The following is a 19614-nucleotide window of genomic DNA, read 5'->3' as shown; positions in this document are numbered from 1 at the left end:
TGGGTTTTGGCCCATGGCGTCCGAGCCCAGTTCTTGTGAAACCATGGATGGCCTAGCCGGCCGGATATGGTGGAGGGACTGGAGGTAGGTAGGAAGCTTGTCGCTCTGGGTCGTTGTTGTTTGTTTGATCTCTAGGGATGAAGCATCTGACGGACGACTTGATTGCCGTTGCCTGACCGCGCGGTATCGGATCATATCTCGAGAAGCTGGTCTTAAGACAGGCTGCAAGTGGGCTGCTCGGCGTAGCTCCAATAAAGCAGACCTGTCGAACACGTCGATGGCATTGTTGGATTGACTGGGTTGTAAAAGGTAACCCGGTCTGTTGCCGTTTCCTTTGGGGACGGTGGCGAGATGATGAGCATTGGCAATGAGAACGATTAAGTGTCGTAAGGGCATTTGGTGGATGCCTTGGCATGCACAGGCGATGAAGGACGTGATACGCTGCGAAAAGCCGTGGGGAGCTGCGAATGAGCTTTGATCCATGGATCTCCGAATGGGGCAACCCACCTTAAATGCTTGGAAAATTTAAGACGATCTGCTGATCGTCTTATCTTTCCAAGCATTGTGATAAGGTATCTGCACCTGAATAAAATAGGGTGTAAGAAGCGAACGCAGGGAACTGAAACATCTAAGTACCTGCAGGAAAGGACATCAACCGAGACTCCGCAAGTAGTGGCGAGCGAACGCGGACCAGGCCAGTGGCAATTGTGATTAAAGTGGAACGCTCTGGAAAGTGCGGCCGTAGTGGGTGACAGCCCCGTACGCGTAGATATCACGATTGTCCTAGAGTAGGGCGGGACACGAGAAATCCTGTCTGAACATGGGGAGACCACTCTCCAAGCCTAAGTACTCGTGCATGACCGATAGCGAACAAGTACCGTGAGGGAAAGGTGAAAAGCACCCCGACAAGGGGAGTGAAATAGAACCTGAAACCGGATGCCTACAAACAGTCGGAGCCCGCAAGGGTGACGGCGTACCTTTTGTATAATGGGTCAACGACTTAGTGTAACAAGCAAGCTTAAGCCGGTAGGTGTAGGCGCAGCGAAAGCGAGTCTGAATAGGGCGATATAGTTTGTTGCATTAGACCCGAAACCGAGTGATCTAGCCATGAGCAGGTTGAAGGTTGGGTAACACCAACTGGAGGACCGAACCCGCATCTGTTGCAATAGATTGGGATGACTTGTGGCTAGGGGTGAAAGGCCAATCAAACTCGGAAATAGCTGGTTCTCCGCGAAATCTATTTAGGTAGAGCGTCGAGCGAATACCCCCGGGGGTAGAGCACTGGATGGGCTATGGGGACTCACCGTCTTACTGATCCTAACCAAACTCCGAATACCGGGGAGTACTACTCGGCAGACACACGGCGGGTGCTAACGTCCGTCGTGAAAAGGGCAACAACCCTAACCTCCAGCTAAGGTCCCCAAGTCATGGCTAAGTGGGAAAGGATGTGAGGATCCCAAAACAACCAGGATGTTGGCTTAGAAGCAGCCATCATTTAAAGAAAGCGTAACAGCTCACTGGTCTAAATAAGGGTCTTTGCGCCGAAAATGTAACGGGGCTGAAGCCATGCACCGAAGCTGAGGATTTGCAGTAATGCAAGTGGTAGCGGAGCGTTCCGTAAGCTGATGAAGGGAGACCCGTGAGGGCTCCTGGAGGTATCGGAAGTGCGAATGTTGACATGAGTAACGATAAAGAGGGTGAGAGACCCTCTCGCCGAAAGACCAAGGGTTCCTGCTTAAAGTTAATCTGAGCAGGGTTAGCCGGCCCCTAAGACGAGGCGGACACGCGTAGTCGATGGGAACCACGTTAATATTCGTGGGCCTGGTGGTAGTGACGGATTGCACAAGTTGTTCTGGTTTATTGGATTATCAGGGCAGCGGAGCGGTTCCAGGAAATAGCTCCACCGTATAGACCGTACCCGAAACCGACACAGGTGGTCAGGTAGAGTATACCAAGGCGCTTGAGAGAACTATGTTGAAGGAACTCGGCAAATTGCACGCGTAACTTCGGAAGAAGCGTGACCCCATTTTAGGCAACTATTGTGGGGTGGCACAGACCAGGGGGTAGCGACTGTTTATCAAAAACACAGGGCTCTGCGAAGTCGCAAGACGACGTATAGGGTCTGACGCCTGCCCGGTGCTGGAAGGTTAAGAGGAGAGGTGCAAGCTTTGAATCGAAGCCCCAGTAAACGGCGGCCGTAACTATAACGGTCCTAAGGTAGCGAAATTCCTTGTCGGGTAAGTTCCGACCTGCACGAATGGCGTAACGACTTCCCCGCTGTCTCCAACATAGACTCAGTGAAATTGAATTCCCCGTGAAGATGCGGGGTTCCTGCGGTCAGACGGAAAGACCCCGTGCACCTTTACTATAGCTTTACACTGGCATTCGTGTCGGCATGTGTAGGATAGGTGGTAGGCTTTGAAGCGGGGACGCCAGTTTCCGTGGAGCCATCCTTGAAATACCACCCTTATCGTCATGGATGTCTAACCGCGGCCCGTCATCCGGGTCCGGGACAGTGTATGGTGGGTAGTTTGACTGGGGCGGTCGCCTCCGAAAGAGTAACGGAGGCGCGCGATGGTGGGCTCAGACCGGTCGGAAATCGGTCGTCGAGTGCAATGGCATAAGCCCGCCTGACTGCGAGACTGACAAGTCGAGCAGAGACGAAAGTCGGTCATAGTGATCCGGTGGTCCCGCGTGGAAGGGCCATCGCTCAACGGATAAAAGGTACGCCGGGGATAACAGGCTGATGACCCCCAAGAGTCCATATCGACGGGGTTGTTTGGCACCTCGATGTCGGCTCATCGCATCCTGGGGCTGGAGCAGGTCCCAAGGGTTTGGCTGTTCGCCAATTAAAGCGGTACGTGAGCTGGGTTCAGAACGTCGTGAGACAGTTCGGTCCCTATCTGCCGTGGGTGTAGGAATATTGACAGGATCTGTCCCTAGTACGAGAGGACCGGGATGGACATATCTCTGGTGGACCTGTTGTCCTGCCAAGGGCATAGCAGGGTAGCTATATATGGACGGGATAACCGCTGAAGGCATCTAAGCGGGAAACCCACCTGAAAACGAGTGTTCCCTATCAGAGCCGTGGAAGACGACCACGTTGATAGGCCGGGTGTGGAAGTGCGGCAACGCATGAAGCTTACCGGTACTAATAGCTCGATCGGCTTGATCGTTCTCATTGTTCATGCTCATCAGCCAAAGGCTGATGAGGCCTGACCTTGTCCTGACGCGCCAAGGGCGCTGCGGACGGCCCGCGCCACAAAGCGCGACGGCCTCTGGCCTGTATGGGTGCCACAAGCACCCGCAGCCGGAAAGATCAAAGACGTGTTCAAAACAAAACAGGCTAACGCCTGCCAGCTTCTCAAACAAAGTTGCGCTTTGCCGACCTGGTGGTTATGGCGGGGTGGCTGCACCCGTTCCCTTTCCGAACACGGCCGTGAAACGCCCCTGCGCCCATGGTACTTCGTCTTAAGACGCGGGAGAGTAGGTCGCTGCCAGGTCTGCAAATCGCAACTCAATTGATAAAAATCTTCTCAATCACAATCCAACGGCCCAAAGCCGAACAAAGGGCCGCTCAAAAGCGGCCTTTCGTGTTATAATACTTCCGCGGGGTGGAGCAGCCCGGTAGCTCGTCAGGCTCATAACCTGAAGGCCGCAGGTTCAAATCCTGCCCCCGCAACCAAAAGTCACAAAAGCCCGCCAAAAGCGGGCTTTTTGCTTTTCCGGGGGACCTGAGCCCGAGCGCATCACAGCCAGCGACGGTATAATGGCGACGGCATTGTATGAGGTGCGTCGCCGTTGTACCATGTAGCCTGACAAGTGTGCGCAGTGCTCATTGTAGAGCCGGAGCCAAAGCCCGGTCGCGCGCTTCAACCCGATGAATAAGTAGTCCGGATCATGGAACTTATCGTCGCCCTTGGCCTGATCGTCTTGAAGGTCGCTTTCCTGATTGCGATCCTGCTGTTGCTACCCTTGCCGCTTACCTGGCTGGAACGCAAGGTCGCCGGGCACATGCAGCAGCGGATGGGGCCGATGCGCGTGGGATGGCACGGGCTGTTGCAGCCGGTGGCGGACGGAATCAAGCTCCTGACGAAAGAGGATCACATCCCGGCCGAGGCCGACCGGTTCCTGTTCAAACTGGCGCCAATCCTGGCGCTCGCCCCGCCTTTTGTGGTGTTCGTCGCGATACCCTTCGGCGAAACTGTCTCGGTCCTCGGCCATGGGATCACGCTCTACGTCTCCAACATGAATGTGGCGCTCCTTTTCGTTTTTTCGGTGATCGGGATCGAGGTTTATGGCGTCATCTTCGGCGGCTGGGCCTCCAACAGCAAATACGCTGTCCTGGGCAGCCTCAGAACCTGCGCGCAGATGATCAGCTACGAAATCCCGATGGGGTTCGCGGTCATCGGCGTGGTCATGCTGGCGCAATCCATGAGCCTTCTCGAGATTGTGCGGGCGCAGGCTGATGTCTGGAACATCGTCTACCAACCGGTCGGATTCTTCGTGTTCTTCGTCGCCGGATTGGCCGAAGCGCAGCGCATCCCCTTCGACCTGGCGGAAGCGGAAGGCGATTTAGGGGCCGGGTTCCATACGGAATACAGTGGTATCCGCTTTGCCTTCTTTATGGTCAGCGAATATGCCATCGTATTGCTTGTGTCGACCCTGGTGGTGATCCTGTTCTTCGGCGGTTGGAACGGAGTTCTGATTCCCTTGCCACCGCTCCTATGGTTTGCTCTCAAGGTCGCGTTCTTCGTCTATGTATTTATCTGGCTCCGCTTCACTTTCCCCCGCTATCGCTACGACCAGTTGATGGCGATCGGATGGAAAGTCTTGCTTCCTCTGTCGATGGCGAACATAATTATAACCGGTGTACTTTTAGGGGCCGTAGCGACCCCGTAGCGAGGCGGCGATGTCGCGCGCGCAGGACAGAGTTGGAACGTGGATTGGCTGGGCGTTCTTCGCCGATCTGGCGAATGCCTTGGCTCTGACCTTCGGCTACCTGTTCTCCAGAACCGTAACCATGCAATATCCGGACAAGGAAAAATGGCTACCCTACTCACGCTATCGCGGGCATCACTTCCTGAAGCGTGATGAGGAGGGCGAGATCAAGTGCGTGGCCTGCGAACTCTGCGCGCGGATCTGTCCCTGCGACTGCATCGAAGTCGTCCCGTACGAGGACGAGAAGGGCAACCGGCACCCGGCGAAATTTGAAATCGACACAGCACGCTGCCTGTTCTGCGGGTTGTGCGAGGACGCCTGCCCGGCGGATGCAATCGCGCTTGGGCAACAATACGAATTTTCCAGTTTTTCCTCCGCTGACCTGGTGATCGGGCGCGACGATCTGCTCGTCAAGCCGGGTAAGGCGGCAACCGGCGGCGGCGTGGTTGCCGCGCGCCTGAATACCAAGAAGGACGTACTTGTCCAGACGAAAGAGACGCAGGGCTACAACTGGTGGCGGAATATCCGGCGAACATGAACGCGCACCAGCCATCAAACCGAAGCGCTCGAACAGGAGGCTCAGATGTTTGTCGGTGAAATTATGAAGAACAAGGGTGTCGGTGTCATCGCAGTCGCTCCCGATCAGACGATGGTGGAGGTATTGAGGTTGTTTCGAGACAACAATATCGGCTTCGTCGTCGTGAGCCGCTCGAACAGCAAATACCTCGGTACACTGTCGGAGCGGGATTGCTGCAATGCGATGGCGGAATACGGGGCCAAGGCGGCGGCGATGCGGGTCGCGGACATCATGAACCGCAATGTGGCGATGTGTTCGACACAAGATTTATTGCCCGTTGCGATGGGGATCATGACCCAGCGGCGTACGCGCCATGTGTTGGTCACGGATGGAGGCAACGTTGTCGGCGTGGTCAGCATCGGAGACGTGGTTAAGCACAGGCTCGACGAAGCGCAACGTACAGAGCAGGATCTGCAGGATTACATATGCGGGACCAGGTATCACTGACGCCGCCAGGCCGATGTGATGACGCTGGGGAGCTTGCCGCGGAGCCTTACGGTGCCCCGATCCCAAATCTTCAAACCCCGCGCCAGATCCGGCCTGGGCGGTCGACCTCAGGAGTGGCATGCGCCTTCTGGACTTCCACCGCGCATGGATATTCGCCCCGCCGCAGCAGGCTGTTGAGACGCAAGGCTCTATAGTTTTCCGGAACGAAGACGAGGCCCTTGGGAAACCGCCTGTCGACCTTGAGCTGCGCTGTCAGTTCGCCATGGCCGGAACGCACGATTACCTGATCGCCATCCGAAAGGCCAAGCTCCGCAGTATCCTGCGCGCTCATCGCAACATAGGGATCATTGGCGACCGTGTTCAGCATGTCCGACCGTTCGGAAAGATACCCGTTGTGGAACAGGCAGTCGCCGGTGATCAGCATCAGCCGGTCGGCGGTTATCGGGACGGGCGGCGGCGCAAGGAACACGCCAGTCGGTGGTGTTGGCACCGCCTTGGTGAATGCGCCGCCGGCGCCAAGCCCGTCCTGCCTCAATCCCTGATAGGCCGGAACCAGCCGTGCAATCTCGTCGAAAATTTGCCCTTGCGTCGACGGCCGCAGTGCCTGGTTGCAAAGCGCCGCGACGAAGTCGAAGATCGCCAGATTGCTCCGCGCCTCGAAGGCGGGTTCGCGGAATTGGCGGATCGTCTGGGTCCGGGCCTCGTTGTTGGTGAACGTGCCGGATTCTTCGCCGTAACCCGCCGCGGGCAGGACGACCTCGGCCAGCCCGGCCGTGTCCGTAAGAAAGGCGTCCTGGACGATCAGGAGATCGGCGGCGCCAAGCGCCCGCTGTACGAACGCCCGGTCGGGATAGCTGATCAAGGGGTCGGTTCCGGCAATGTAGAGCGCACCCATCCGCCCGCCGACGCAGAGGTCCAGCATGGCATCGAGACCTGCGCCCGGTTCAGACGGGATTTCGGCGCCCCAGTCCCGTGCAAGAGTTGCGCGCGCCACATCGTCGGCGACCGCCCGCAGGCCCGGCAGAGCCGCCGGCAGAACCCCCATGTCCCAGGCGCCCATCTGGTTGGCACGGTCGAAGAGGAACTGCATCGCCGGGCCTTTGCCGAGCAGGCGCAGAACCTGCAGCAGGTTATTGATCTGCTGCAGCGTCGTGCGCGCGTCGGGTGATCTCAGGAGATCGACGCTGACAAGCACGGTGACGCTACGGCCGTCCTTGAGCGCGGTGGCCAGACGATCCGGCCCGTCGCTGCCGGTGCCCGCTGCCGGCCTGCCGATCGTCGCACCGATGTCCGCAAATGCGTCGCCCGGCAAGGTCTGACCGGCCGCCGCCATGAGCGCGGTTACCACCGCCGCAAGGCTCGCCTCTTCTCCGCCCGGCGGCACGCGAACCACCACCCTGGCATCGGCATCCAGACGCGAGGGCCGCGCCGAAAGCATCAGCAATCCGGCCTGCCGCCGCCGCACGGCGTCTCGCAGCAGGTATTCGGTGACGGGATTCTCCTCGGTCACGTTGCCGCCGACGACGAGCACGCAGTCGTTGCCGATTACGTCGTCCAGCGGTGTGCGGCTGTAGAAAGCTCCCAATAGCGGGCCGAGCGTATCGAAGGGCGCGGCCCAGCGTGACGAACAATCAATGTTGTTGGTCCGGAATACTGTTCGCATCAGCTTCTGGAACTGGTAAAGCACCTCGTTGGGCAGGCGAGGCGAGGCCAGCCCGCCGGCATCCTTGCTCTCGACAGCCAACAGTCGCCGGCGCAGATAGTCCCCCACTTCGTCCCAGGAAACCGGAATCAGGGCGCCATCCTGACGGATCATTGGCTGCTTGATCCGGTCGCGGCTTGCAACGAAATCGAGGCCGAAGCGTCCTCGCACGCAGAGAGTTTCGTGGTTGACACCTTCGTCCCACTTCGAGCGCACCCGCATGAACTCGCCCTTGCGCGTGCCCACTGTCAACTGGCAACCGGTGCCACAATGCGGGCAGATCGTGTCGGTCTCTACGAGATCCCAAGGGCGCGCCTTGTAGCGGTAGGGTAAGCTCATCAGCGCGCCGACCGGGCAGACCTCGACGCAATTGCCGCACTGGTCGCAACTCGCCAGACTGCCCTCGAAGCCGGTGACGGCGGTATCCATGCCTTTTTCAACGGTGCCCAGTGCCACCGCGCCGACGACCTCCTCGCACATCCGGACGCAGCGCTGGCACTGGATGCAGCGGTTGACGTTCATGATGATGACCGGGCTCAGGCGAATGTCCTCGGAGTGGAACACACGTTTGTCATCGCGGAACTGGCTTTCGCGGGGCCCATAGGCCATGACCATGTTCTGAAGCTCGCATTCGCCGCCCTTGTCGCAGATCGGGCAGTCGAGGGGGTGGTTGGCGAGCAGCATGTCGAGCATGGAAGAGCGCGTTTCCTCGATCAGAGGCGTATTCGTCCGCACGACCATGCCATCGGTGACCGCAGTAGCGCAGGACGGCTGCAGCCGCCGCAGGCCCTCGATTTCCACCAGACACATACGGCAGGAGGCCAGCGGCGGCAGACGCTTCAGATAGCAAAAGGTCGGGATATCGATACTCAAACGCCGGGCGGCCTGCAACACTGTCGAGCCAGCTTCAACTTCCAGCGTTTGTCCATCGATCGTGACTTTAAGCATGGTTTCCTCACAAGCCTGATCCAGCACACTCCTTCAGTGAAACGGGCACCTCCGCTCCTCGACATGGGCGACGAATTCATCTCGGAAATGCGCGAGTGCCGCCCGCAATCCCATCGCTGCACCGTCACCCAAGGCACAAAACGTATTGCCGAAAATGCCTTTGCAGAGCATCTCCAGCTGCTCCAGATCGCCGGGTGCGCCATCCCCGCCTTCAACCCGGCGCAGGACCTTCACAACCCAGTTCAATCCTTCCCGACAGGGCGTGCACTTGCCGCAGGACTCATGGTGGAAGAACTCGACGATCCTGGTGGCGACCTTGACCATGCAGGTGCTATCGTCGATCACGATAACGCCAGCCGAACCGAGCATCGAGCCGGCGGCAGCCAGCGAGTCAAAATCCATCCTCACCTCCAGCCCATGCTCCGGGATGACCGGCGCTGAGACCCCGCCCGGGATCACTGCCTTGATCTTGCGTCCCGGCAAGGCCCCGCCGGCATGTTCCTCGACCAGTTCGCGCAATGGTATGCCCATCGGCAACTCGTAAAGGCCGGGTTTGCGCACCTGTCCGCTGAGGCAGTAGAGCTTCGGGCCGGGGCTCTTTTCCGGGCCGATGCCGCGAAACCAGTCCGCCCCCCGCATAATGATGTGCGGTACGCAAGCGAGCGTCTCGACGTTGTTGATCACAGTCGGGCTGGCGTAGAGCCCGGCCACGGCCGGAAACGGCGGCTTCAATCGCGGCTGCGCCCGCTTGCCCTCGAGCGACTCGAGCATCGCAGTCTCCTCGCCGCAGATATAGGCGCCGGCGCCGCAGTGGATGTGTATCGCGAAATTGAAATCGGAGCCCAGAACGCGCTTTCCGAGATAGCCCTTTGCGTGGGCCTCGGCGATCGCTTGCTCCAGACGACGGATCGCCGTCACATATTCTCCGCGAATGTAGACATAAGCGGTTTCGGCCCCAATCGCGTAGGCACTTACCGCCAGCCCCTCGATCAGTTGATGCGGGTCACGCTCCATGATGATCCGGTCCTTGAACGTGCCCGGTTCGCCCTCATCGGCGTTGCAGCACAGATATGTCGGCTTGCCCGTGCGCTTCGGCACGAAACCCCATTTCATGCCCGTTGGGAATCCGGCACCGCCGCGACCGCGCAGGTTGGACCGTTTCACGAGGTCGATAACCTCGTCAGGCGTGTACTCGCGCAGCGCCTTCGCCAGCGCCTGATAGCCACCTCCAGCCTCGTAGGTCGACACCAAATGACCATCCGCCACATCGACATTTTTGAGAAGAACCGGCTCGGACATGGCGCTACTCCCCCGGCAGCCGCGCAGAGATGTGCTCGACGCTCGCGGCTCCCGCTATCGCCCGCAGGCTGTCCAACAGTGCGTTTATCCGCGTCACATCAAGGTGGGCGTGGTAATCGTCGCCGACTTGCATCACCGGAGCCATCTCGCAGGCGCCGAGGCATTCGACGGTCGAAAGCGTGAACAGCCCGTCCGGGGTGGTGCCGCCTTTCCTGATCCCCAGCGCTGTTTCCAGATGGTCTAGCAGGTCCTCCGATCCGCACAGCATGCAGGAAACATTGTTGCAGAGCTGCAGGTGGAACATCCCCACCGGTTCGGTATTGAAGAGGGTGTAGAAGGTCGCCAACTCGTAGACCCAGATCCGCTCGACTCCGAGAATGTCGGCGACCTCTTCCAACACTGGCCCAGGCAGATGGCCATGTTCTTTCTGCGCGATCAGGAGCGCGGGCATGATCGCAGAGCGCTGGTCGGGATACCGCGCCGCCGCCTCTTCGATCTTTTCGCGCATGGTCATCGCATTCAAATCCTTGCTACTTGTCCACCTCCGCCATCACAGGGTCGAGGCTGCCGAGCACGGCGATCATGTCCGCCAGATAGCGGGCGTTGGTGACCCCGAAGAGGGCCTGAAGATTGACGAACGAGGGTGCCCGCACTTTCATGCGGAACGGTTTTGGCGAGCCGTCACTGATGATGTAAAAGCCAAGCTCGCCCTTTGGCGCCTCGATCGCCGAATAGACCTCGCCCTTCGGCACCTTGAAGCCGTAGGCCGACAGGTCGAAATGCTGGATCAGCGCCTCCATCGAGCAGTGCACCCGATCCTTGTCCAGCGGGAAGGCGATTGTCGGCATGTCGATCTGGAACGGCCCCTCAGGCATCTGGTCGATGCATTGTTCGATGATCCCTATGCTTTCGCGCATCTCGTCGACGCGGCATCGCCAGCGTGCATAGCAATCGCCCTCGTCACGGGTGATGACGTTGAACGCGAGCCGGTCATAGATCTCGTAGGGTTCATCGCGCCGGATGTCCCAGTCGACACCGGAAGCACGCAGGTTCGGGCCGCTGAGGCCGAGATCGACAGCATCCTCGGCGGAGATCACGCCGATCCCCTTCGTGCGATTGAGAAACACCCGGTTATCTTCGAGCAGTCGCTCATAGTCGCGGATCCGGTTCGGGAAGATGTCGCAAAACTCCCGGATCTTGGGGAAGAATCCGTCAGGCAGGTCCTCGCGCACCCCGCCGACCCGGCAGAAGGAGGTGTGCATGCGCGCACCGGTGATCATTTCCAGGAGGTCCATGATCATTTCACGTTCGCGCATGACGTAAAGCAGCGCGGTCATAGCGCCGAGATCCATCGGCAAGGCGCCGGTGATCAGGAGGTGACCGGAGATCCGTGCCAACTCGGCCATCATCACGCGGATATATTGCGCCCGGATCGGTGCTTCTATGCCGAGGAGTTTCTCCACCGCCAGCGCGAAGGCGAGGTTGTTCGAGGGCGGACAGAGATAGTCGAGCCGGTCCGTCAGCGGGAAAATCTGGGTATAGGTGAAGCTCTCCGCCAGTTTTTCGGTGCCGCGATGGAGGTAGCCGATATGCGGATCGACGCGCTCGACGAACTCGCCGTCCAGTTCGAGGACAAGCCGAAGAACCCCATGGGTGCTGGGGTGCTGCGGACCGAGGTTGAGAAGCACTTCCCTGGTATTGAGGGCTTCGCCTTCAGGCCTGCTGAGCTCGGTGACTTCTGTCATCTCAACTTTCCGGCGTAGACGGCCTCCCTTGCGGAATGTCCCTGGTGGCAAGGTCGGGCTGCGTTGGCGGCGGACCTTCGGCACCGAAGGGGTTCAACTTGTCCTTATAGCCCCTGAGGGGGAAATCCTTGCGCTGGGGAAAGCCCTCGAAGCCTTCCCACATATAGATCCGGCGCAGATCGGGATGTCCCGCGAACCGGATGCCATACATGTCCCAGGCCTCACGCTCGTGCCAGTTGGCGGTGCGCCAGACTCCCGTGACCGAAGGCACTTCAGGAGGATCGCCAAGGCGGCACTTGATGCGGACCCGCCACCGGTTGGGCAGCGAATAGAGATGGTAGACCGCCTCGAACCGCGGCGTTTCGGGATAATGATCGACCCCGCAAATGTCCGAGAGGAAATTGAACTGCATGGCCGGATGCTCTTTCAGGAACCGGCAGAATTCGACGATCCGCTCGGGCGGAACGGCAAAGACGTCGATACCGTGCGCAGTGCCGAGGTCCTCGATTGTTTCTCCGAAGCGCTCCATGATTGGAGCGCGATTGAGGGACGGCTCCACACTCATGACGCTATAACCCGATCCAGAGGTGTTCCGGCGAGCGCCCGGGACCTCTTGATCTTTTCTTGGAGCAGGAGGAAACCGTGCATCAGGGCCTCGGGCCGCGGCGGACAGCCGGGCACATGCACATCGACGGGCACGAAGGTTTCCGACCCCTGCACCACGGCGTAGGTGTTGTAGACGCCACCCGAGATGGCGCAGGTGCCCATGGCGATCACCCAGCGCGGTTCCGGCATCTGGTCATAAAGCCGCCGCACGACAGGCGCGAATTTCCGGGTGACTGTGCCGGCGATGATCATGACGTCGGACTGGCGCGGCGAAGGGCGGAACACCACGCCGAAGCGGTCGAGATCATAGCGGGCGCAACCGGCCGAGATCATTTCGATGGCGCAGCAGGCAATGCCGAAGGTTTCAGGCCACAGCGCCGAGCTTCGGCTCCAATTGATGATACTGTCGGCCGTGGTGAACAGCACGCTGTCGCGGATCGCGTTGTTTACTGTTCCCATTCCAGCGCTCCCTTCAGCCAGGCGTAGGCGAAACCTACAAGAAGCAGCAATATGAAGACGAACATCTCGACATAGCCGACCAGCCCGATGTCTTTCAGGACGACGGCCCAGGGAAAGAGGAACATCGTCTCGACATCGAAGACGACGAGCAGGATCGCGAGGATAAAGAACGGCACTCTGAAGCGCCCCGCGGCGGCCTCACCCGCGGCGTCCATGCCGCATTCATAAGGCGTGTTCTTGGCGGGATAGGGATTGGATGGGCGCAGCAGCGAGGAAACGAACAACGTCACCCCCGCCACCAGAACGACTCCGGCGATCATGAAAAGAACCGGCAAGAATTCCATTGCAGTCATATCACTGCACCGGTTGCCCACCGACCTCATCCCGAACGGGTAAATAGGCCACGCCGCGGTGCGACTTGGGCAATCCTTCCTTCTCCTTCAAGTCTATTCCGTCGGTGTGATCATTGCAAATCCAATCGCTCACCCGCCAAAGACCGAATCTTGGGCAAGCTTCAGAAACCACGACGGAAATAGGCCGATGCCGATGGTGCCGGCAGCGGTGACGGTGAGTGTCGCGCCCACCAGAGGCGTCAGCGCCGGGGCGAACGCCCTCTTCGGCTCGTGCATATAGATCACCATGACGATGCGGATGTAGAAATAGGCGGCGACGGCGCTGAACAGCACTGCGATGACCGCCAGCATGACGAATCCATGCTCGACGAGGGCGACCAGCACGTAAAATTTGGCGAAGAACCCGGCGGTCGGCGGAATGCCGGCCAATGAGAAGAGATAGAGCAGCATCAGCAGCGCCAGCCCCGGATGTGACTTGGCGAAACCCCCATAGTCTTCGATGACCTCGCCCGAGAAATCGCCGTTCCGCATCATGATGACGGCGCCGAAAATGCCGAGATTCATGAAGGCGTAGATCAGCAGATAGAGCATCACGCTGGCGATCCCATCGGCGCCGCCAGCGGCCACGCCGAAAATGGCGAAGCCGGCATGGGCGATGCTGGAATAGGCCAGGAGACGCTTGAAATTATCCTGCACCAGCGCCACGAAGCTGCCGAGCGCCATCGTCACCACCGCAATGACGGCAACGATGATCCAGACGTCCGAGGCTGCGACCAGAGGGTTGAGGAACACCCGAAGAATAACCGCGAACCCGGCCGCCTTGGGGCCTACGGACATGAAGGCGGTGATCGTCGTCGGCGCGCCTTCATAGACGTCCGGCAGCCACATGTGGAAGGGAACCGCGCCGACTTTGAAGACCAGCCCCGCGACGATGAAGACCACCGCCAGCAACAATCCTGGATCGAGCGGATCGGCGGTCACGGCCGCAGCCATCCCGTCCAATTGCGTTGTGCCGGTGAGCCCGTAGACCAGCGAAACGCCGTAAAGGAAAATCCCGGTCGAGACCGCGCCAAGGATTACGTATTTCAGCGCTGCTTCGTTCGACCGCCGCTCACGCCGCAGGAAGCCGGTCAGCACATAGGTGCAAATCACCATCAGTTCGAGGCCCACATAGATCGACAGGAGATCGGTCGCCGAGGCCATGATCATCATACCCGAAAGCGCAAAGAGCAGCAGGACATAGTATTCGCTGCTCGCGATCCCTTCGATATCGGCATATTTTCGCGAAAGGAGGAATGTCAGTACGGTGGCTAGGTAGAAAACGAACTTGAAGAAGACTGCGAAGCGGTCGGAGACGAACATGCCCGTGTAGGCCGGCCGTACTTCGCTCGCCAGCATGAGTGTCGCCAAGGCGGCAATCAACACGACCGCGACCGACGCCCAGACAAGGAAATGTTCCTGTCCCCTTCGCACAAACTGTCCCAGGATCAGCAGGATGCAGGCGCCGGTGATCACCACGATCTCGGGCAGGCTCGCCAGGGCCGACTGGAAAAGCGCGGCGGTGGTCATTGGCCGCTCCCCCTACTGTGCACTTGTGTCACCAGATGCTTCACCGAGGCATCGACGACGTTGAGGAAGGGTTTCGGATAGAGCCCGACCCAGAGCACGAAGACGGCCAGCGGCAGGATCGCAGCCATTTCACGGCCGTTCACGTCGCGTATCTTCAACCGGGCGCCGACGCTGGCCGGGCCGAGCGCGACTTTCCCATACATGCCGAGCAGATAGGCAGCCGCCAGCAATGCGCCCAAAACGGCGGCCGAACCGGCGACCAGGTTGGCCGCAAACCCGCCTGACAGCACCAGCAACTCGCCCACGAACGAATTCGTTCCCGGCAGCGCCATCGACGACAGGGTAAACAGTGCCAGCAACGTGGTGTAGACCGGCGCCACCTTCATCAACCCGCCATAGTCGGTGATGCTGCGGGTATGGGTGCGCTCGTAGATCAGCCCGACGAACAGGAATAGGGCGCCTGTCGTCACGCCATGATTGAACATCTGCAGGATACCGCCCTCGAGCCCGCGGAGGTTCAGCGCAAAAATCCCCAGCGTCACGAAGCCCATGTGGCTGATGCTGGAATAGGCCACCAGCTTCTTCAGATCGTCCTGTGCCAGCGCGAGCAACCCGCCATAGACGATCGCAAGCCCCGAAAGCGCCAGCATCAGCGGCGAATAATACATCGATGCCTCCGGCAGCATCGGCAGCGAGAACCGCAGGAATCCGTAGGCGCCCATCTTCAGGAGCACGCCGGCGAGAATAATGCTGCCCGCCGTCGGCGCCTGCACATGGGCATCCGGCAGCCAGGTATGGACCGGCACCATTGGCACCTTGACCGCAAAAGCGATCAGGAAGGCGAAGAACAGCCAGGACTGGATCCGGAACGGCAAGTCCTGCTCCGTCAAGGCGAGGATATCGAAGGTCCTGCCACCGTAGAAATAGAGCACGATGACACCGATCAGGAACAGGAGGCTGCCCGCCAGCGTGTAGAGGAAGAACTTGATCGCCGCATAGACCCGACCCTTGCCGCCCCAGACGCCGATGATGAGGTACATCGGGATCAGCATCGCCTCCCAAAAGACGTAGAAGAGGAACAGATCGAGTGCGCAGAAGACCCCGAGCATCAGCGCCTGCATGAAGAGCAGGCAGATCATGAATTCCTTTACCTTGCGGTCAATCGCGACCCAGGAGGCGAGCACGCAGATCCACCCCAACAATGCGGTCAGGAACACGAAGAGCGCGCTGATTCCGTCGATGCCAAGCGCATAATTGATCCCGAGCGCGGGCACCCAGGAGCGCGTTTCGATGAACTGCATGGCATGGGTCGTGGTGTCGAAGCCGACCAGCATGGCGATGCAGAGAGCAAGGTCGAGGACGGTGAAAGAGAGCGCAGTCCACCGCACCGCATCGTCACCGCGCAGGAACATCAGAACCGCGGCCCCGACAACGGGTGTGAATATGATGAGGCTGAGCAGCGGGAAGCCCATGGCACCCCCTACCGCCACGCCACGACGAAGACGGCGGTGGCTGCGATAAGACCGACGATCATCGCCAGCACGTAATGGGTCACGACACCCGTCTGGAGCCGCCTGAGCCGTCCGCCGCCGTGCAGGATCGAGTGGGCAATGCCATTCACGACGGCATCCACGCCGGCAAGATCGAGCCGGAGTCCTGTCCGCGCCGCGCCGCGCAGCAAGGGCAGCGCCGCGGTCTCGGAGACATTGCTCACCGCCTGCTCATAGCGCGCCAGCGGCCTTTCGGCGAGCCACATGAAGGCCCGCGCACCCTTGCGGTAAAACCAGTCGGTGTCGAGGCTGATCGTGTTCTCGGGATCGAGCGCCCAGAGGAACAGAACGAACCCCAGGGCGGTGAACATCAGCAGCCCGAGGCTCTCCATGGCATGCATGCCCGTATAAGGTTCGAAATCCACCGGGTAGGGCAGAAGCGCATAAAGCGGCTGGGGGAACACCCCGATCGCAATGCAGAGCACCGCCGCCATGCCCATGGCAATCAGCATGTTGCGCGGCGGCTCCCGCGCCTCCAGTTTCCGGTCCGTCCCGAAGAACATGTAATAGGGAAGCTTGAGGCCGGTGTGCAGGAACGTCCCGGACGATGCCATGGTCAGCGCCAGCACCACCATTGCGCGGTGATCCGCTCCTGCAGCCGCTATCACCATCGATTTGGTGACGAACCCCGAGAAGAACGGGAAGGCCGAGATCGCGAAGGCGCCGACCATGTAAAGCGCCACGGTCAGCGGCATGGTTTTGTAAAGCCCGCCGAGCTCGGTGAGCTTGCGTCGGCCGGTGACGTAGATGACTGCACCGGCACCCATGAACAGCAGCGCCTTGTAGAGGATATGCGCGAAGGCGTGGCTGGCGGCTCCGTTCACCGCCATCTCGGTTCCGATGCCGATACCTGCGATCATATAGCCCACCTGGCTGACGATGTGATAGGCGAGAAGCCGCCGGCAATCGTTCTCCAGCACTGCGTAGATGACGCCGTAGAGCGCCATGATGGTGCCGAGCCAGACAAGGAGCTCGGTCCCCGGAAACGCCCGCGCCAGCACATAGACGGCGGTCTTGGTGGTAAACGCGCTCATGAACACCGCCCCGGTGACGGTCGCCTCCGGATAGGCATCGGTCAGCCAGGCATTGAGCGGCGGCACGGCCGCGTTGAGAATGAAGCCGGCGAGGATCAGGTAGTCGCCGACCCCCATTCCTCCATTGGTGAGGCCCCCCGCGATCGGGCCGAAAAGCAGTGAACCGGTGGCGAGCCCGTGGGAAATGATGCCGCCGAGCAGGACGACACCGCCGGTGATATGGACCATCAGGTAACGGAAGCCGGCCCGGATCGCCGGCCCACCACGCTGCGCGAAGACCAGATAGGCGGAGGCGAATGCCATGCCCTCCCAGAACAGGTAGAGGGTCAGGTAGTCACCGGCAAACACCACGCCAAGTGCGCTGCCGACATAAACGAATGCCGCCACGTGCTGGCCGGCATCCGTCAGGTGCAGCGCGTAGACCATGCCGATCAACGCCATGATGGTGAAAACGGTGGCGAAGACGATGCTGAGCTTGTCCACTTTCGCGATCAGGATCTCCTGTCCGATGAACCGCGCTTCGCCATAGCTGCCCGGCTCTATCGTAAGCACGGCAAGGATTGCCAGCGCAGGGATCAGAAGCAGATAAGCCTTGCGGACCCACCCGCTGAGGAAAGGGATCGGCAGGGCGCCAAGAATAAAGAGCAGAGCCGGATGGATGAAGTCAGTCATAATAGTCCTCGCGCCGCATCAGCCCGACCCGATGGCCGAGAAACTTGGAAACGAAGATAAGCAGGACGCAGGAGACGAAGCCGTAGACGGCGGACCAGCCCGGCAGGCTGTCCCACAGATATTCGGCATGTTCGCGAGAGACCAGAAAGTCGGCGATGACGATCAGGACGAGCACGAGGTAGAACAGTCGGCGGCGCGGGCTCGCATATTGCTCGGCACCAAAGAAGTCGACGACACGCTTGATCATCGGATCACTCCATCTGCCAGGGTGAGAAAATAGCCCGGGAAAATGCCCATCAGCACCGACAGGATTGCCGTCGCGACCAGCGGTATCGTCACCAACGGAATTTCACGGACCGTCGTGCGGCTCTCCTGCTTCTCCGCCTGGAAGAAGGCGGCATAGCTGACCGGCAGGAAATAGGCGGCGTTCAGGATCGAGCTCACCAGGAGCACGACCAGGAACGCGGTCTCTCCCGCCGCCAAGGCGCCCTTAGCCAGATACCACTTGCTGACGAAACCCGCGGTTGGCGGCACGCCAATCATGCTGAGCGAGGCGACGAAAAATGCCCCCATCGTCCAGGGCAGCCTGCGGCCGATACCGGCCATGTCGCTGATGTTACGCTTGCCGGACGCGCAATAGATCGACCCGGCGCAGAAAAAGAGCGTGATCTTGGAGAATGCGTGCGCCGCGATGTGGATGATCCCGCCGACCATCGCGACCGGCGACAACAAAACCGCGCCCAGCACGATGTAGGAGAGCTGGCTAACCGTCGAATAAGCAAGCCTGGCCTTCAGGTCGTCCCGCGTCAGGGCGTAAACCGACGCCATCAGGATCGTGAACGAAGCCAGATAGGCCGTGGCGATGCCGAGGCCCAGCCCGCCCACCAGTCCGGTGCCGAAGACATGGAACACCACCCGTAGCACGCAGAACACGCCCATCTTGACCACTGCCACTGCATGCAAAAGCGCGCTGACCGGTGTCGGCGCGACCATCGCGGCGGGCAACCAGGCGTGCATCGGCATCACAGCGGCCTTGGCGAAGCCGAAAAGATAGCAGAAATAGACGACCGTCAGCAGCGCCGCCGAGACATCACTCCTGGCCAACAGCCCCCCCGCGACAAAGTCGAGCGACCCCGCAATATGGTAGGTCAGCGCCAGTGCGGCGAGCAGCGCGCTTTTCGAGGCGCCCATCAGATAGACGAGGTACTTGCGGCCGCCCCTCCATCCCTCCTCGTCCTCATGGTGGTAGACGAGCGGATAGGTAACGAGGCTGAGCACCTCGTAGAAGATCACCAGCGTAAACAGATTGGCGGCGAAGGCGCCCCCGGCGGCGGCCGCAAGACTGCTGGCGAAGCAGGCGAAGAACCGGGTCTGCGCATGCTCGTTCAAATGCCGCATGTAGCCGATGGAATAGATCGCCGCCACGATCCACAGCAGCGAAGAGACGGTGGCAAACACCATGCCGAGTGCATCGACCCGGAAAGCAAAGTCGATCCCCGGCAGAATCTCGAACAGGCGCAATTCGACCGTCCCGCCCGCCAGCACTGTGGGCGCCATCGATAAGATAATCGCGAACATGGCGATCGCGGCCGACGGCGAGACCAGATCGCGAAGTCTCTCGCGGTTATTCAAAAGGAGAACTGCAAGGGCCGCCAGACCGGCGACGGCGATGGCAAGCAACGGCCGGATCGATACAACCGAGTCCAAAGCCG

15 protein-coding genes, 1 tRNA gene and 2 rRNA genes are annotated in these 19614 nt (G+C 60.1%); 6 read left to right on the top strand and 12 right to left on the bottom strand.

What is annotated here, in order from left to right; translation table 11 throughout:
* Positions 1-375: 375 nt before the first annotated feature.
* The 6 genes from AMK02_RS17220 to AMK02_RS17195 all read left to right on the top strand — a co-directional run bounded on the left by AMK02_RS17220 (position 376) and on the right by AMK02_RS17195 (position 5965).
* Positions 376-3176, top strand: a 23S ribosomal RNA gene (locus AMK02_RS17220).
* A gap of 212 nt (positions 3177-3388) precedes the next feature.
* Positions 3389-3503, top strand: a 5S ribosomal RNA gene (gene rrf / locus AMK02_RS17215).
* Between the two features lie 105 nt (positions 3504-3608).
* Positions 3609-3685 (top strand) — tRNA-Met (locus tag AMK02_RS17210).
* Positions 3686-3900: 215 nt separating this feature from the next.
* Positions 3901-4902, top strand: coding sequence for an NADH-quinone oxidoreductase subunit NuoH (nuoH, locus tag AMK02_RS17205; RefSeq protein WP_064804678.1), 1002 nt, complete (start codon positions 3901-3903; stop codon positions 4900-4902).
* 10 nt (positions 4903-4912) lie between these two features.
* On the top strand, positions 4913-5479 hold the full coding sequence (locus AMK02_RS17200; protein ID WP_064804676.1) for an NADH-quinone oxidoreductase subunit I: 567 nt from the start codon (positions 4913-4915) through the stop codon (positions 5477-5479).
* 45 nt (positions 5480-5524) lie between these two features.
* Positions 5525-5965 carry a CBS domain-containing protein gene (locus tag AMK02_RS17195; protein ID WP_064804674.1) on the top strand — a complete coding sequence of 147 codons (441 nt, stop codon included), beginning with the start codon at positions 5525-5527 and terminating at the stop codon, positions 5963-5965.
* 70 nt (positions 5966-6035) lie between these two features.
* Here AMK02_RS17195 and nuoG read toward each other — a convergent pair whose 3' ends face one another.
* The 12 genes from nuoG to AMK02_RS17135 all read right to left on the bottom strand — a co-directional run bounded on the left by nuoG (position 6036) and on the right by AMK02_RS17135 (position 19609).
* Complete coding sequence (gene nuoG / locus AMK02_RS17190) at positions 6036-8615, bottom strand: NADH-quinone oxidoreductase subunit NuoG (RefSeq protein ID WP_064804672.1); 2580 nt, start codon at positions 8613-8615, stop codon at positions 6036-6038.
* 33 nt (positions 8616-8648) lie between these two features.
* Positions 8649-9914 carry an NADH-quinone oxidoreductase subunit NuoF gene (gene nuoF / locus AMK02_RS17185; protein ID WP_064804670.1) on the bottom strand — a complete coding sequence of 422 codons (1266 nt, stop codon included), beginning with the start codon at positions 9912-9914 and terminating at the stop codon, positions 8649-8651.
* A gap of 4 nt (positions 9915-9918) precedes the next feature.
* Positions 9919-10428 (bottom strand): NADH-quinone oxidoreductase subunit NuoE, encoded by a 510-nt coding sequence (gene nuoE, locus AMK02_RS17180; protein WP_064804668.1) that lies wholly within the window; start codon positions 10426-10428, stop codon positions 9919-9921.
* A 16-nt stretch (positions 10429-10444) separates the two neighbouring features.
* On the bottom strand, positions 10445-11659 hold the full coding sequence (gene nuoD / locus AMK02_RS17175; protein WP_064804666.1) for an NADH dehydrogenase (quinone) subunit D: 1215 nt from the start codon (positions 11657-11659) through the stop codon (positions 10445-10447).
* Between the two features lies 1 nt (position 11660).
* The gene (locus AMK02_RS17170; protein WP_064804665.1) at positions 11661-12224 is read right to left on the bottom strand and encodes an NADH-quinone oxidoreductase subunit C; all 564 of its coding nucleotides are present in this window, start codon (positions 12222-12224) and stop codon (positions 11661-11663) included.
* Entirely contained in the window at positions 12221-12724 is a 504-nt protein-coding gene (locus tag AMK02_RS17165; protein WP_012485038.1) for a NuoB/complex I 20 kDa subunit family protein, read from the bottom strand. Before AMK02_RS17165 ends, AMK02_RS17170 begins: the two co-directional genes overlap by 4 nt.
* A complete protein-coding gene (locus AMK02_RS17160) occupies positions 12712-13077 on the bottom strand; it encodes an NADH-quinone oxidoreductase subunit A (RefSeq protein ID WP_064804663.1) in 366 nt (121 codons plus the stop codon). Before AMK02_RS17160 ends, AMK02_RS17165 begins: the two co-directional genes overlap by 13 nt.
* A 129-nt stretch (positions 13078-13206) precedes the next feature.
* Positions 13207-14646 (bottom strand): NADH-quinone oxidoreductase subunit N, encoded by a 1440-nt coding sequence (locus tag AMK02_RS17155; RefSeq protein ID WP_064804662.1) that lies wholly within the window; start codon positions 14644-14646, stop codon positions 13207-13209.
* Positions 14643-16118, bottom strand: a complete 1476-nt coding sequence (locus AMK02_RS17150; RefSeq protein ID WP_064804660.1) for an NADH-quinone oxidoreductase subunit M — start codon at positions 16116-16118, stop codon at positions 14643-14645. Before AMK02_RS17150 ends, AMK02_RS17155 begins: the two co-directional genes overlap by 4 nt.
* Positions 16119-16126: 8 nt before the next feature.
* A complete protein-coding gene (locus AMK02_RS17145) occupies positions 16127-17902 on the bottom strand; it encodes a Na(+)/H(+) antiporter subunit D (protein WP_064804658.1) in 1776 nt (591 codons plus the stop codon).
* Positions 17895-18149 carry a hypothetical protein gene (locus tag AMK02_RS17140; RefSeq protein ID WP_064804657.1) on the bottom strand — a complete coding sequence of 85 codons (255 nt, stop codon included), beginning with the start codon at positions 18147-18149 and terminating at the stop codon, positions 17895-17897. The genes AMK02_RS17145 and AMK02_RS17140 overlap by 8 nt, the downstream gene beginning before the upstream one ends.
* On the bottom strand, positions 18146-19609 hold the full coding sequence (locus tag AMK02_RS17135) for a monovalent cation/H+ antiporter subunit D family protein (protein ID WP_064804655.1): 1464 nt from the start codon (positions 19607-19609) through the stop codon (positions 18146-18148). Before AMK02_RS17135 ends, AMK02_RS17140 begins: the two co-directional genes overlap by 4 nt.
* Positions 19610-19614 lie beyond the last annotated feature (5 nt).

Source organism: Rhizobium sp. N731 (assembly GCF_001664145.1).
Lineage (GTDB): Bacteria > Pseudomonadota > Alphaproteobacteria > Rhizobiales > Rhizobiaceae > Rhizobium > Rhizobium esperanzae.
The sequence above is the reverse complement of the archived record's forward strand: the minus strand, read 5'-3'. Positions and strand labels throughout refer to the sequence as shown.

Bases quoted from the DNA above. Each gene is read 5' to 3' on its own strand.
- nuoH (WP_064804678.1), top strand. From the start codon at position 3,901: ATGGAACTTATCGTCGCCCTTGGCCTGATCGTCTTGAAGGTCGCTTTC.
- AMK02_RS17200 (WP_064804676.1), top strand. From the start codon at position 4,913: ATGTCGCGCGCGCAGGACAGAGTTGGAACGTGGATTGGCTGGGCGTTC.
- AMK02_RS17195 (WP_064804674.1), top strand. From the start codon at position 5,525: ATGTTTGTCGGTGAAATTATGAAGAACAAGGGTGTCGGTGTCATCGCA.
- nuoG (WP_064804672.1), bottom strand. From the start codon at position 8,615: ATGCTTAAAGTCACGATCGATGGACAAACGCTGGAAGTTGAAGCTGGC.
- nuoF (WP_064804670.1), bottom strand. From the start codon at position 9,914: ATGTCCGAGCCGGTTCTTCTCAAAAATGTCGATGTGGCGGATGGTCAT.
- nuoE (WP_064804668.1), bottom strand. From the start codon at position 10,428: ATGACCATGCGCGAAAAGATCGAAGAGGCGGCGGCGCGGTATCCCGAC.
- nuoD (WP_064804666.1), bottom strand. From the start codon at position 11,659: ATGACAGAAGTCACCGAGCTCAGCAGGCCTGAAGGCGAAGCCCTCAAT.
- AMK02_RS17170 (WP_064804665.1), bottom strand. From the start codon at position 12,224: ATGAGTGTGGAGCCGTCCCTCAATCGCGCTCCAATCATGGAGCGCTTC.
- AMK02_RS17165 (WP_012485038.1), bottom strand. From the start codon at position 12,724: ATGGGAACAGTAAACAACGCGATCCGCGACAGCGTGCTGTTCACCACG.
- AMK02_RS17160 (WP_064804663.1), bottom strand. From the start codon at position 13,077: ATGACTGCAATGGAATTCTTGCCGGTTCTTTTCATGATCGCCGGAGTC.
- AMK02_RS17155 (WP_064804662.1), bottom strand. From the start codon at position 14,646: ATGACCACCGCCGCGCTTTTCCAGTCGGCCCTGGCGAGCCTGCCCGAG.
- AMK02_RS17150 (WP_064804660.1), bottom strand. From the start codon at position 16,118: ATGGGCTTCCCGCTGCTCAGCCTCATCATATTCACACCCGTTGTCGGG.
- AMK02_RS17145 (WP_064804658.1), bottom strand. From the start codon at position 17,902: ATGACTGACTTCATCCATCCGGCTCTGCTCTTTATTCTTGGCGCCCTG.
- AMK02_RS17140 (WP_064804657.1), bottom strand. From the start codon at position 18,149: ATGATCAAGCGTGTCGTCGACTTCTTTGGTGCCGAGCAATATGCGAGC.